Origin of the sequence: Hungatella sp. SB206 (genome assembly GCF_051132295.1) — a bacterium.
Classification (GTDB): Bacteria; Bacillota; Clostridia; order Lachnospirales; family Lachnospiraceae; genus Hungatella; species Hungatella effluvii.
In genome coordinates this window covers 2,231,124-2,245,510 of the sequence record NZ_CP096603.1, presented here as the reverse complement: position 1 = coordinate 2,245,510, position 14,387 = coordinate 2,231,124, and the positions used below count along the sequence as shown (strand labels likewise).

Sequence of the window (14,387 nt, the reverse complement as noted above, 5' to 3'; positions counted from 1 at the left end):
CGCTTCCACATATTCCACGCATCACGGCTGCATGAAATCAAACAGGCTCATCTGTTTCCCCATACCCGGATCACGCTGTTTTCCCGCATTTTCCCGCGTTATCACTTCCTCTGGAATCGCTTTCAAAAACGGTGACGGTTCCTGCGATGTAATCAGAAGCAGTTCATCCTTTGCACGGGTCATACCAACATAGAACAGACGTCGCTCTTCGGCTTCATCGATATCCTGCTTACCGCTCTCCAGTGGAATCAGCCCTTTTCTGACTCCGCACATCAGAACCACTGGAAATTCCAGCCCCTTTGAGCCGTGCAGCGTCATGAGTGTCACGGAATCCGATGTATACGTTTTGCCTCCGCACCGTTTTATATCACTTTCCTGCCCAAAGGTCAGGTTATCGAGGAATTCGGCCATATTTTTATAAAAAACAGACATGGAGGCCAGCTTTGCCACGCCCTCTTCTTCCTGCAGATTCATATCCGAGACCCAGGCCTCCAGAAGCTTCTGCGGCTTTTCCTTTTTTATCTTTTTCCGGTACTTTAAAGCCGCCGCATCGAAAATACTCCCGGACATTTCATCCTCCGGCAGCTTCCATAACAGCTTCAGGCTCAGCCGGCGCGCCGTCCGGTCCTCCGGGTTAAGAAGCGCTTTGAAAAAGCAGAGCGTTCCCCGTACAGCCGGTTCCATCAGGAAATCTTCCCTGCCGGCAACCACATAAGGAATTCCCTCTTTTTTCAGACAGGTCTCCAGAAGCTCCGCCTGTCTGTTGGTACGGTACAGCACGGCGATGTCCGAAAAACTTCTGGCTCTTAAGTCATCCCCCGTTTCCAAATGCCCCTGCGCGTCCAGCATATCGATTCCGCCGATCAGGCGGTTAATCTCTTTTGCCACAAAAATATCCTCTGACATCTCCCCGGATGCCGTCACCAGGCGCACCGGAGTACCAGCCTGCCTCTGCGGAATCAGTCTTCGCTCCGGTCCATCGTTTTGTGAAATCACGCCGGAGGCCGCCTCCAGGATCTGCGGAGTGGAACGGTAATTCTGCTCCAGACAGATTGTGGTTATCTGAGGATAGTCCTCTCTCAGTTTTTCAAAGCATCTGGCATCCGATCCCCGGAAAGAGTAGATCGCCTGATCTGGGTCTCCAATGACAAATAATTCTCTCCCACCCTTATTCCATTCCTGAATCAGCTGGTACTGAACAGGGCTGATATCCTGGAACTCGTCTACCAGCAGATAAGAGAATCCCTGGCGGAGCGTTTTATTCTTCCCCTCCTCTTCGAAAAGGTGAAGCGTTTCCAGAAGCAGATCATCGAAATCCAGGATCCCCTGCTCCTTCAGCTTTCTCTGATATGCCTCGTAAGCCTCTGCCGGAACCGATTCCGTCTCTTTTTCCAGACCGCATTTTCTCGCGGAAACCTGCCGCAGGAACTGTCTGACCGGCAGGTTCAGCTCCCGGTCTGCAATGATCTCTTCTGCGGTATCCTTCATCTCCAATTCATCGGCCAGAGTAAACTCCAGGCCTGATTTTTTCAGGATATCATGGCAAATGGAATGAAAGGTTCCGATTCTCATACGGCTTACGAATCGTTTTCCGCCTAACTGGCTTTCCAGGCGCTCCCGCATCTCCCTGGCCGCCTGATTGGTAAATGTAACGGCAGTCATTTCCGTCGGTTTTACCCCTCTTTCCTCCAGAAGATGGAAGGCATGGGACACCAGTGTCTTCGTCTTTCCCGTTCCAGGGCCTGCAGCCACATTGATGGTGCGAGAGATTGCTGTCACAGCGGCCTCCTGCTGCGGATTTAAGACGGACGTAAGCTGGTGGGACGCTGTTTCGTCTCCGCCTGCGTCAACCGTTCCCTCTATCCTCTGTTTCGCCTCTTGCTCTGATGAATGATCCGGAACCTCCATCGCAGCCGCAGCCGTCTCCATGCGTGACAATTCGGCCATCTCGACTCCCGTAAACAGGTTGAGCTGTCCGTCCATTCCGTCCAGTTCCATCTGATTGAATAAGCGTATGGTCCCGTATTCTCCGTCATAGCCCGGCCGGCGTTCCACTTTTCCTTCGCGCAGTCTGCGGATTCCCTCTGCCGTCAGGCGGCCGGAGACCTTTTGGATATCTTCAATCGGAAGCTCCCTGAGAATTGAAAATTCTGAGCCGAGTGCGGAAAGCATTTCATAATACTGATTTTCCACCTTCCGGCTGGCCGCTGAATGTCCGGTGGATGCGGCAATCACCTCCGGCAGCGGAACCAGACTCTCAAATGCCTTCGCTCCCGGCAGCACGAACCCTTCTTCCCGGTCCGCCAGCTGCTCCACGCGGTGGGAAACGCCTATGGTCAGTTTTCTGCCGCAGACAGGGCATTTACCGGAGTATTTTTGAGTGTCCAGAGGGCTCAGGCAGAGATGGCATTTCCGGTGGCCGTCATAATGGTATTTTCCTTCTTCCGGGAAGAATTCGATGGTTCCCATCAGCCCCTCTCCCGTCTGTATCGCCGTCTGCAGCCCTTTATAGGACAATTCCATATCGAGTAAGTTCGCTTCCCGCCCCAGCTTTGCAGGGGAATGAGCGTCTGAATTGGACACCAGCTGATAGTCGTCCAGCGCCGAAAGCCGCCAGTTCATGGGCGGATCGGAGGAGAGTCCCGTTTCCATGGCGTGAATGTACGGCGTCAAATCCTCATAGCATTCTTCCACCGTGTCAAACCCTGAAAATGCTCCGAACAGGGAAAAATGCGGCGTCCAGATATGCGCCGGAATATAGATCGATTCAGAATTGAGTTCCAGCATAATTTCCAAAAGATCATGGCAGTCCAGCCCCAGGATGGGACGCCCATCGGAGTGAATGTTGCCGATCGTTTCCAGTTTTCCTGACAGGCACTCGGCCGCCTCCAGCCCCGGAAGCAGAATCACACTGTGCACTTTCCGCACCCGGTCGTGTTTCTTGTAAATGGAACTGATCTCTCCTGTAATCACAAAGCGCGGCACAGCTGAAGCACCTGCCGTTTCATCTTTGATCCGGTACTCCTCCTTCAGCACATAGAGCCCATCCTCCGCCGGCTCCAGCTTCTCCTTCAGCTCCTGGCGCCATGCCGGATGGGTAAAGTCCCCGGTACCAACAATGGAAATCCCTTTTCTCCTGGCCCATAAATCCAGATATTCCGGTGTACAGTCTTTGCTCGTCGCCCGCGAGTATCTGGAATGAATATGTAAATCCGCTATATACATAATTTTTCACCTGCTTTTTGTCAATATATGGTATATTATAGACTTCTTTGGCAGACGGTGCAAGAAGGTTTCCGAACAGAAGCCTATAAATCCTCTTCATCACATTTTTTTCACATTTTCATCAAATAATCTTCACATTCATTGGGTATATTAATACTCGTAAACAAGGTAAACACCTTTTCAACATAAAACTTTTTTTCATACTCAAAGCCGGCAGGATCCCCCTCTTGCCGGCTTCCTCCCTTTTTGGGGGAACTTTTAAAGAGATGCCAGGCCACCTGCATCTTCTGCAAATGACCTGGCATCTCTTTATTTTTCAAACTCCAGATTCCACAAGGAATCCCGGCATTCATTCTTTATTCCAGATACTTCTTCACATACTGCCCCGTATAAGACACCGGATTTGCAGCTACTTCCTCCGGGGTTCCCTGGGCAATCACCATACCGCCCTTGTCTCCCCCTTCCGGACCGATATCAATGATGTAATCCGCAGTCTTTATGACATCTAAATTATGCTCAATAACGACCACGGTGTTGCCGCCTTCCGACAGCTTCCGCAGAATCTCGATCAGCTTATGGACGTCAGCGAAATGGAGTCCCGTCGTCGGCTCGTCCAGCAGATAGATGGTCTTGCCTGTCCCACGCTTGCTTAACTCTGTCGCCAGCTTGATACGCTGTGCCTCACCGCCGGAAAGTTCCGTGGAAGGCTGTCCCAGCCTGATATAGGAAAGTCCCACATCGTACAGGGTCGCTATCTTTCTCGAAATGGAAGGAACGTTCTCAAAGAACTTCAGCGCCTCTTCCACCGTCATATTCAGCACGTCATAAATACTCTTGCCTTTATACTTCACATCCAGCGTCTCGCGATTGTACCGCTTACCTCCGCAGACTTCACAGGGAACGTAAACGTCCGGAAGGAAATGCATCTCAATCTTAATAATACCGTCGCCGCTGCACGCCTCACACCGGCCGCCCTTCACGTTAAAGCTGAAACGGCCTTTGGAATAGCCCTTTGCCTTCGCATCCGATGTCGATGCAAACAGATCGCGGATCAGATCGAATACGCCGGTATATGTGGCCGGATTCGAACGCGGGGTTCTTCCGATCGGGGACTGGTCGATGGCGATGATCTTATCCAGCTGTTCCACACCTTCAATGCACTTGTGCTTGCCCGGAATGGTCCTTGCCCGGTTTAACTTCTTGGCCAGTGATTTATACAGGATCTCGTTCACCAGAGAACTCTTTCCTGATCCGGAGACACCGGTCACACACGTCATCACGCCCAGAGGGAATGTGACATCGATATTCTTTAAGTTATTCTCCTTCGCTCCGCGGACGGTCAGGCAGCCGGTCGGCTTTCTGCGCTCCTCCGGAACCGGAATCTTGATTCTGCCGCTCAAGTAGGCGCCTGTAATGGAATCCTTGCATTTCATGATCTGGTTTGCCGTTCCGACGGCTACCACATTGCCGCCGTGCTCGCCTGCGCCCGGACCGATATCGATGATGCAGTCTGCCGCGCGCATGGTATCCTCATCATGCTCGACCACCAGCACACTGTTTCCCAAATCCTTCAAATGAAGTAGCGTTTTCAGCAGCTTGTCGTTGTCTCTCTGATGAAGGCCGATACTCGGCTCATCCAGAATATAAGCCACGCCCACCAGGCCGGAGCCGATCTGGGTCGCCAGACGGATACGCTGTGCTTCGCCTCCCGATAAGCTGCCAGTGGCGCGGGTAAGGGTCAGATAATCGAGGCCGACGTCGATCAGGAACGTCACTCTGGCCCGGATCTCCTTTAAAATCAGGTCGCCGATGGAATGCTGCATCGGTGTCAGCACCAGCTGGTCTAAGAACTCCCGGAACTTGACGATCGACATATTGGTCGCTTCATAGATATTCTTATCTCCCACCGTAACCGCCAGAGACTCTTTTTTCAGTCTCATGCCGCGGCATGTCGGACACGGGGTAATCCGCATGAAGGTTTCATACTCCGCCTTGGATGCCTCGGAATACGTCTCGCGGTATCTGCGGGCCACGTTCTGAACCAGGCCTTCAAAGGCAACATCGTATACGCCTTCTCCACGCTGGCCCTTGTAGTGCACCTTGATCTCCTTTCCATTCGTTCCATTAATCAGAACGTCATGGATCTCCTTCGGGTACTCTTCAAACGGGGTATCCAGGTCAAACTTGTATTCCCTGCTCAGCGCCTCTAAAATGGCGCGGGTAAAGCTTCCCTTATCGGTACAGGACTGCCATCCCAGCACGGTGATCGCCCCCTGATTGATGCTCAGGCTCTTGTCCGGAATCATCAGGTCTTCATCAAATTCCATCTTATATCCCAGTCCGAAACAGTCCGGGCAGGCCCCGAAGGGATTATTGAAGGAAAAGCTTCTCGGCTCCACCTCGTCAATGCTGATTCCGCAGTCCGGGCAGGAAAAGCTCTGACTGAAGGTAATCGGCTCGCCGTCAATCACATCCACGGTCATCAGCCCGTCGGAAAGCTCCATCACGGTCTCAATGGAATCGGCAAGACGCTTCTCAATCCCTTCCTTCACCACCAGACGGTCCACCACGATATCAATGTTGTGCTTGATGTTCTTCTCCAGCTTGATTTCCTCTGACAGCTCGTACATGCTGCCGTCGATACGGATTCTGACGTAACCGCTTCTCCTGGCATGATCCAGAACCTTCGCATGTTCGCCCTTCCGGCCTCTTACCACAGGAGCGAGAAGCTGAATCTTCGTCTTCTCCGGCAGTCCCATGATCTGGTCCACCATCTGGTCCACCGTCTGCTTCTTAATCTCCCGTCCGCACTTCGGGCAATGGGGAATACCGATTCTCGCATAGAGAAGTCTCATGTAATCATAGATCTCTGTCACCGTTCCCACCGTAGAACGCGGGTTGCGGTTCGTGGACTTCTGATCGATGGAAATGGCGGGGGACAGCCCCTCGATGCTCTCCACATCCGGCTTCTCCATCTGACCCAGGAACTGGCGGGCATAGGAAGACAGCGACTCCATATAACGCCTCTGCCCTTCCGCGTAAATCGTGTCGAACGCCAGGGAAGATTTGCCGGAACCACTGAGACCCGTTAATACCACCAGTTCGTTTCTTGGAATATCCAGAGAGATGTTTTTAAGATTGTGCTCATTGGCACCTCTGATTTTAATATACTGCTTTGCCATACATATGACTCCTGTCTGAAAGTATGAAATAAATAATCATTACTATATGATCTGTGCTGTTTCCAGCACTCATTCTAATGGTCTGCCATCTCATAATATCACAGCTTTTTCATTTTTGCAAACATTTGTTCGTGTTTTCCATGATTTTCTGTTTTCCCATTTTCGGGAAGGACAGGCCCCTGTTTTCAGCAGGAAAATAAAGGGATTCCGCTCACATAAACCACACCCTCTGATTCGTCACCGATATCGCAACCGCCCCCGCATTCAGCGCATTCATCACATCCTCCTTATCGGAGATCAGACCGCCTGCGATGATGGGCACGTTCACGGTACTGCACAGCTTCTTGATGATCTTCGGCATCAGCCCCGGCAGAATCTCCACCGCGTCGGGCACCAGGGAGGCGCACTGTTTTTCGATATTTCCAAAGGCCATGGAATCTATCACGAAGATCCTCAGGATTCCAAACAGCCCCAGCTCCTTGGCCCGCTTGACCAGCTGGGGCTTCGTGGAAATGATCCCGTCCACTCCGGTATGCTCCCGGATAAAATCGACGGCCACCTCTTTATTTCCCAGTCCGTTGATCAGATCCATGTGTACAAACACCATTTTCCCGGCGCTTTTTGCGATCTCCACATACCGGCCTACACTGCAGATATCGCCAAACAGCAGAAATATAATCTGGCTCTCAGAGTATAAGCATTCTTTCAGTCCCGTCTCATCCTTCACCGCGGCGATTACCGGACAGTCCTCCAGTATCACTCTGAACTTCCTCTTTTTATCATCAATCATCTTCTTCCCCCTCATCCAGTTCCTTCATCAGCTGCGGAAAGCTTTCCCGCTCAAATTCCTGAATCGAGATTGACTTCTTATTCGGATTGGCGAATACGAATGTCTTATCCACATTCTCCACGTAATTCTGAATCTTATCATTGGTAGCGCTTATGATCGCCTGGAAGCCAAGGCCGCGAATCAGTTCAATACAGCTGGCCACCTTCTCCGCATCCATCTTGGAAAACGCCTCGTCCAGCACCACCAGACGGATCGTCGGATTTCTCCGGACGCTCTCCGGCATGCTGATGCGGTACGCCTGCGCGAAGCTGGCCAGAAGCGCCACATAGAGCGGGTTCTGCCCCTCGCCGCCGGAATTCTTCTTGATCATCTTGCTCAGGCGGATCCGGATTACCTCATCCTCATTCTGGATCAGCTGCTGCATATCGAAGGATAAGTATGTCCGGTAATCGGCATACTTGTCCATATTGCGTTTGGCCTCCTCCATCTGCTCCGGCGTTGCATTATCCGGCGGGATAAAGACGTTAATCAGTTCCTCAATCAGCTCCCCGTACTGACTCTCATGCTCCATCGTGAACAAATTCATCTGGTTGTCCACAGCTTCACTGAGCTCGTTGGGATTGACCTCCAGGGAATCGTCCATGAACATATCGTAAAAACGGCCGTCTGCCCCTTTATTTTTGCCGATAACAAACTGGTATTTGTCCTTGCCGAAATCGAGGCGGCTGATGATGCGGTTCAGCTCGTCCTTTCGCTGAAGCGCCTCCCGGATAGCGCTCCTGATCTTAAACATAAAGTCGTCCTTAAAATGCTCCACTGCCGACCGCGCCTGCTCGGCTGCGATCTGGCGGTACTCCTCCAGATGACCGCACTCCAGAATCTCCATCAGCTTCTCATATTCCCGGTTATCCCTGGATGTAATGGAGAAATTCCGGTTCGGATACTTTCTCGCATACTCTCCCCTGGCGTCCATCAGCGTCTGAAACGCCTGGTCCCTGGCCTCCGCCGCAGCATTCAGTCTTCCGGTAAAGTAATCCTTAAGTTTCTCATACCGCGGATTTTCTTTTCCAGCCATGTACTCTGCAAACTCCGCCTCCAGCAAATCGTCCTGCATAAATTCCCGGTCCTTTGCCAGCAGCTCCTGCTCCACTGCGGTGACTGCCTGGGCCATCTGGGTGATCCTTGTGTTGATCTCGTAGATCCGGCGGCTCACTGCGTCCCGTTCTCTCCTCTTGCCGTCGGCAAGGGCTGAAACCGCGCTCCGCTCTTTCTCCCACTGGTCCACATTTTCTTCTTTCAGTTTTAACAGCTTCTGCTCCAGCCTCTTCTTTTCCTTCTGCCGCTCCTTCAAATCTCCCATATCCTTCTGCCACTCCAGATAGACGGAGATCTCCTCGCTTAACTGCTCCAGGCTTAATACTGCCTCGCATTCCCTGACCGTCGTCTCTTCCGGAGCCCGCTTTTTCTCCATTTCCGACAGGGATTTCTCCAGAAGGCGGATTCTCTGTCTCACACTGTCCTTGCCGATATAGGCGGATTTCGTGTACTGCTCCGGATTCATCTGCTGCAGCCGGAACGTGTGGTAGACCATGCAGTCCGGCGTCACGCCGATGCGGCAGCCGCGAAGCTCATCGATGCTCCTGCACTTGACCACCTGACCCAGAAGCCGCTCCAGATACGGCTTTAAATACGCCTCCCGCACCTCAACTTCCTCGCAAAGCGCATCTTCCAGAACGGTCGGCGTATCCTTTCCGGCTTTTTCCGTATCGAGAACGGCCACGCGGAAGTATTCATTTTTGTCCAGCTCACTGTATATTCTTAGGGCATCCTCCGCGTATGCCGGCGGCACCACAAGGGAAAGCTTATTGCCTCCTAAATATCCTTCGACCGCATTTCTCCATTCCTCGTTTCGGATATCTAAGAGATCGGCCATGACGTGAACCTCCACAGCCTTTCCCGTCTCCTCCAGCAGCCTTCGCTGAATATAGGTCCGGGCATGCTCCAGATACTTGGGATACGCCTTGCTTCCGGCCTTTAACTGAGCCAGCTCCTCTTTCAGCTGGCGCTCCTGACGCTTCAAATCGCGAAGGACGGCGGCGGCCTCACTCTTTAAATCCTCCGCCTCCTTCCGCATCTCTGCAATGGACTTTTTTAAACGTTCCAGCTTCTCCCCGTCGATGGTGTTTTTCTCAAACTCCTCAATGTCCCAGATCGTCTGGTTCGACGTAGTCTCCTGGTCGATCCATACATTTAGGCGTTCCGCGGTCTGGCGCCATTTGACCTCATTCTTATTCAAATGCTCCATCAGCTCGTTTAAGGATTCCAGACGCGTCTTTAAATCCTCGTATCCGGTGGAGGATATCCGTTTCAGCAGTTCCTCTCCCTGGGCGGTCAGTTCTGCGATCTGTTCGTCGAGGCCGTCCTTTAAGCTCTCCTGCTTCTGAAGATCGTCTCTGGAAAGCGCCGCCTTATCCGTCAGTTCTCCAGCCCTTTCTTTCAGCTCCAGAATCTCAAGTCTGCCCGTAAAGTAACCGTTTTTCCGGATATTCTCTTCCTTCTCCAGGACGAGGCCGTACTTCTCCTGCATCTCCTTCAGGATCGAAATCTCTATGTAAGTGTCTTCAATCTTCTTTCTCATGCGCCCGTACTGCATGACGCTCTCCTGCATGTCATCGATATGGATATCCTGCTCCATGCAGATGTATTCCTTCACGAAATCTTCCAGGCGGATGTTCATGCGGAACGGGATCGCCCGCTTAAACAGCAGCGGAAATTTCTCAGAGTCCAGGCCGCCTAAATACACATCGTAAAGCTGCCTGCGGAACCGTTCGTTGTGAGAAGTGGCGAAATACTCTTCTTTGCCGTAATGGCTCTGTAAATAGCCTTCCACCTCCGCAATGGACATCGTCCGTCTGGCCGTCCGGTAACCGCTGTCCCACAGAGGCCCGCGGTGCCAGAAGAAACGTCTCGATATCTCATTAGTCGATGTGTCCACATCGAATACAATGCCCACGCACTGGCATTCTTCTGTATCCGTGCGCTGCAGCTCCAGAACAATGGTGCTGGAGAAATTCTGATTCCGCAGGTAAGCGAACTCGTTGTTCTCTCCAATGTTCACCATCCCCCGCAGATACTCAATCAAGTTCCGGTCGGAGTCATCCGCGGCCGCCTTATTGAAAAATCCGCGGCCATCCGTGTTGGCATAGAGCACAATCTGCATGGCGTCGATCACCGTGGACTTTCCGCTCCCTGAATGCCCGGTAAAAAAATTGATTTCCCGGTTAAAGGACAGCGTTTTGCGGTTGATATAATGCCAGTTATTTAAACAGATCCGGGACAGGGCCTCAAATCTCTGATTCGTCATCGTTCTCTTCTCCTTCGCCAAATGATTCCAGCAGCACCCGCACATCGTCGCCGAACAGCACCACATTGATGCACGGATAGATAATCAGTCTGCTGTCGCCATTTAAATCTTCCAGCAGGTCCAGCGGCTCCACCACCTGGTATTTTTTCAGCAGGGTGACCGCCCTTCTGATGTCGGTGGGCGACGGCTGCTTTTTGAACAGCCGGTAATTTCCCAGCTTCTCATGCATTTCTCCCAGCGACGTGTAGATATTGACGCTGGTGGAGACCGTGGCCATCTGCTCGTCGTAAATCAGCTTTAATATCAGTAAGTAAAGAGTGGCCAGCTTTGGAAGCTTGTCGCCCACCAGGGTCTCCCCCTGGATGTAAATGACTCCCATCTGGCTGTTCTCCACCACCGACACGCCGCTGACGGCAAAATACTTCCGCAGAAATTCCAGATGCTTGTTGCAGATCCGAAACTCCCGGTTATTGGTAAAACGTCCGGAACGCTTCTCGTATTTCCGTTCCAGCACAAACGTCTGACGAAGCAGAAGCTTAACGGCTTCCGTTACCTCCTGCTGCTCTTCCGGCAAAAGGCTGTCATAATAGGGGAGCCCCAAATTTACTGTCGTCTCTTCCTCGTACCCCATTAAGATTTCCTCCTTATAAATGTCAGCTTTGGATAACGGTATCCTCCGCTCTCTATCATCTCCGGCTCTCCATCCGCTTCTTCCACCCGGTAGAGGCTCTTTCGCCTGGTGGAATAGTCGTAGGCCAGAATCAGTTTCTCAAAGTCTTCACCAGAGCGAACGGAACCATCTGTTACCTCCATACGCCCCTCTTCCATGTTCTCCTCGATGAAGTTCTCGATCTCTTTTTTGCTGTAGCGGTTTTTCAGCTTATTTAAGTTCAGGATCTCTTCCCTGGAAAGCTCCTCCGCCTCTTCCTCCGCCTCCAGATTCCCGGTGAAGTCGGCCTTTGGCCGTCTCCTCTTGTATAAGGATTTCTCGGACAAGATGGTCATCTGCGACAGGTTCATGTGCTCTCCCACCTCCCGGATCCGTTCCTCCTGCTCCTCGCCTTCGGATAGATGGTTCAGCAGCTGTATGACCAGCCCTTTCATATTATCATCCTGGTTGAGTAAGTAGTTAAGCCTTGTCACCGTGGCGCGGATATATCTGGAATGTTCCCGGTCCATGTTGGATATCCGGTGTTCGATGCTGTCGAAGCCCCTCTCGATCTGGTCCAGCTTCTCTGCGATATCGGCGGCAGATACCTTTCCTCCGCTCCGTCTGCTCATCTGCTCCATCCATTCCGTGTCCTCCCGCATGGCCGCGATCCATCTCTTGATATCGGTCTTATAGAGGTAAAAATTGTCGGAGGTCTTTAAAATGTGGTATTTCTTCTTCACAATCTCCTCCACATACCCCTCTAAATGATCCCGGAGAAGGTCTTCATACGACTTCTGTTCCAACAGGCTTGCAAAGAATTTGTCCATATTATGCAGCATATCCTGCAGCGTCTTGTTCAGCCGTTTCGTATTGACAAACGCCGTATTCAGCAGGCTGATGCTGGCCCTCGGATCATTCTTTAAGGAAAACAATATGGCGTATACATTCTGAATGTATATCTGCGTCTCATCCTCATCCTCGCTGTCAAGCCGCAAAAAAGCCTCTGTCATGACGGCGGCGTAGTCCGGAATCACAATATACACCGTCATAGAGGCATAATCGTCCACTTTTCTGAGCCATCCGGTCTTTAAAAGCCAGTTGAGCACCCTCGTGGCCGGCGGTTCCAGCGTATCCAGTTCATCCTCCAGCTCATCCTGCCAGATCACGTACCGCTTCTTTGCAAAATACTCACTTAATACCTGGATGCAGACCTCACGGCTCAAAAAGTAGTTGCTGTATTCATATTCCTCATTGATTCTCAATAGTGCTTCTATGTAGGTGGACCGGTTCACAGAGCGGAACAGCCCCCAGAACCGGTCCGGTATTTCTTCCATCAGTTTCTTATTCTGTTTCATTCTTTATGCCTCCGCAGCCACATTCCGGCGGTTCTAAACGCGTTTCATCCTGGTGCCGCTTCATCTGCTGCTTTTTCTCATACATGGTAAAATCGGCGCGGCGAAAGGCCAGATCGATTCCGCACTCGTCCTCCCTGGACCAGCCGACCGCCACCGAGACAGGAAATCCAAGCTTCGTCTCCCCCTCCTCCAGCTTCTTCTGAAGGCTGGCTGCAAAATCCTCCAGCTCTTTCCCGGTAATCCGGCCGGACAGGGCACAGAACTCGTCGCCTCCAATGCGGTAGAGCTCTTCCTTATCCTGAAAGGTAGCTTTCAGGGCATCTGCCACAAAGATCAGGGCCGCATCCCCCTTCTGATGCCCGCGCTGGTCATTGATCCGTTTTAAATCATTTAAATCGGCCACCACCACCATAGTACCGGAAATTCCGCTTCCGCGAAGCGCCTCCATCCTCTTTTCAAAGGCATTTCGGTTGGGCAGGCCGGTCAGCAGGTCTGTGTAAGCCATACGCTCCAAAAGTTCCCGTTTCACGCCTTCTTCCCGCTCCTCCACGATCTGGCGTACTGCGTAATAGACCAGAATGCAGAAAAATATCACCACTCCGATCTGGCTGAAATAGGCCGAGCTGATCTCCGGGCTGCACACGTAAAACCGCAAAATATCAAGGCAGGCAAACACGGCAAAGGACAGACAGGCCGCCATCAGCTGAATATCCCGCACCTTACCCCCGTGCAGTATACGCCAGACAAACTGGAATAAAAGCTCCGCCATAATCAGGACCAGAAGCACATGGGCTCCAATCAGACTCTCGATAAAATCGCGGATTCCGGCAATCTGAAGGACCGATACCACCACAACGTTGATACAGGACAGCCAGTAGAGCAGATTCAGCCATTTGTCCTTCGAAAAGCTTTCATAGGTTAGAATAAACCGGATACAGGTCGGCGGAATCAGATAAAAAAGAAGAAAGAGCATATTGGACACAAGCGGCGCCCGCCCCCACAGGATCTGGTATCCCCCGGACTCCAGCACGAGCCACATGCAGGTCACCAGCGAAAAAAGGCAGAGACAGCGCAGCTGATACGTCACATATTGTTTCTTAAAGCTGAAACTGTACGCCAGCAGCAGAAGTGCCGCCAGGATAATTGCAAAGTTAAAGATCATCGTCGGCATGCATTCATGGATAATCTGAAATACCAGCGCATTCTTAGTACCGATATAGACCTGGTTCAATTGGCCGGAAAGGCCGCTGTAATAGTTCTCAATTTCGATGGAAAGAGTCTTTCCCTGGCAGTCATCCGGAAGTCTGGCAATCACCCATGCGTTATAAGGCGCCTCTCCAAATGGAGTCTTCTGGCCGTATCCGAACTCCTCTATCATCTCCCCGTCCAGGAAAATCCTCACATACTGGTGAACAGCACGAACCATGACCGAATTGCCTCTGATCCCGTATTCACCAAGCGTTATGGAATAGCGGACCGGAATCCCCTTTTGCGGGGAAAATGGCCCCGGCAGCTGCGACACTGCCGTTTCTCCCTGATATTCCATACTCCAGTCACCCGTAATCACCACCGGCTTCTCACTGTCAAAGCGGACATCGGGAGCCTTCACAGTCCCGAGAAGCCATATAAAAATACAGAAAGAAAACGCCATCACAAGATACATGACGGCGGACTGGCTCCTTCTGTCACTTCCCGCTCGCTTCTTTTCCATGCCCGCACACCTCATTTCGTTCAAAGGTTACAGGAATATTATAACAAGAACACGGACTTGTGACAATCGAATTCTTTTTTCAATCCGTGACTGAACCCATATCTGGTT

The 14,387-nt window shown here is 51.7% G+C and carries 7 protein-coding genes and 1 pseudogene; all 8 read right to left on the bottom strand.

Annotation, left to right across the window (positions count from 1 at the left end; genetic code table 11):
* Positions 1-21 precede the first annotated feature (21 nt).
* The 8 genes and pseudogenes from M1L66_RS09660 to M1L66_RS09625 all read right to left on the bottom strand — a co-directional run bounded on the left by M1L66_RS09660 (position 22) and on the right by M1L66_RS09625 (position 14,279).
* Entirely contained in the window at positions 22-3,225 is a 3,204-nt protein-coding gene (locus tag M1L66_RS09660; RefSeq protein ID WP_434692558.1) for a UvrD-helicase domain-containing protein, read from the bottom strand.
* 110 nt (positions 3,226-3,335) lie between these two features.
* Positions 3,336-3,545, bottom strand: a complete 210-nt coding sequence (locus M1L66_RS09655) for a hypothetical protein (RefSeq protein WP_187021842.1) — start codon at positions 3,543-3,545, stop codon at positions 3,336-3,338.
* A gap of 36 nt (positions 3,546-3,581) precedes the next feature.
* The gene (gene uvrA / locus M1L66_RS09650; RefSeq protein ID WP_187021844.1) at positions 3,582-6,407 is read right to left on the bottom strand and encodes an excinuclease ABC subunit UvrA; all 2,826 of its coding nucleotides are present in this window, start codon (positions 6,405-6,407) and stop codon (positions 3,582-3,584) included.
* A gap of 211 nt (positions 6,408-6,618) precedes the next feature.
* Positions 6,619-7,197: a glycerol-3-phosphate responsive antiterminator gene (locus M1L66_RS09645; protein WP_055657413.1), complete on the bottom strand. Its 579-nt coding sequence runs from the start codon at positions 7,195-7,197 to the stop codon at positions 6,619-6,621.
* Complete coding sequence (locus M1L66_RS09640; RefSeq protein WP_434692555.1) at positions 7,190-10,561, bottom strand: ATP-binding protein; 3,372 nt, start codon at positions 10,559-10,561, stop codon at positions 7,190-7,192. The genes M1L66_RS09645 and M1L66_RS09640 overlap by 8 nt, the downstream gene beginning before the upstream one ends.
* Positions 10,545-11,192, bottom strand: a pseudogene (locus M1L66_RS09635) (DUF4194 domain-containing protein); the annotation flags it as partial. The pseudogene M1L66_RS09635 and the gene M1L66_RS09640, both read right to left, overlap by 17 nt.
* The gene (locus tag M1L66_RS09630; RefSeq protein ID WP_187021846.1) at positions 11,192-12,568 is read right to left on the bottom strand and encodes a Wadjet anti-phage system protein JetA family protein; all 1,377 of its coding nucleotides are present in this window, start codon (positions 12,566-12,568) and stop codon (positions 11,192-11,194) included. The pseudogene M1L66_RS09635 and the gene M1L66_RS09630, both read right to left, overlap by 1 nt.
* A complete protein-coding gene (locus M1L66_RS09625) occupies positions 12,555-14,279 on the bottom strand; it encodes a GGDEF domain-containing protein (protein ID WP_187021847.1) in 1,725 nt (574 codons plus the stop codon). Before M1L66_RS09625 ends, M1L66_RS09630 begins: the two co-directional genes overlap by 14 nt.
* Positions 14,280-14,387 lie beyond the last annotated feature (108 nt).

Coding starts and splice junctions, on each gene's coding strand:
- M1L66_RS09640 (WP_434692555.1), bottom strand. CDS start 10,561: ATGACGAATCAGAGATTTGAGGCCCTGTCCCGGATCTGTTTAAATAAC.
- M1L66_RS09660 (WP_434692558.1), bottom strand. CDS start 3,225: ATGTATATAGCGGATTTACATATTCATTCCAGATACTCGCGGGCGACG.
- M1L66_RS09625 (WP_187021847.1), bottom strand. CDS start 14,279: ATGGAAAAGAAGCGAGCGGGAAGTGACAGAAGGAGCCAGTCCGCCGTC.
- uvrA (WP_187021844.1), bottom strand. CDS start 6,407: ATGGCAAAGCAGTATATTAAAATCAGAGGTGCCAATGAGCACAATCTT.
- M1L66_RS09645 (WP_055657413.1), bottom strand. CDS start 7,197: ATGATTGATGATAAAAAGAGGAAGTTCAGAGTGATACTGGAGGACTGT.
- M1L66_RS09630 (WP_187021846.1), bottom strand. CDS start 12,568: ATGAAACAGAATAAGAAACTGATGGAAGAAATACCGGACCGGTTCTGG.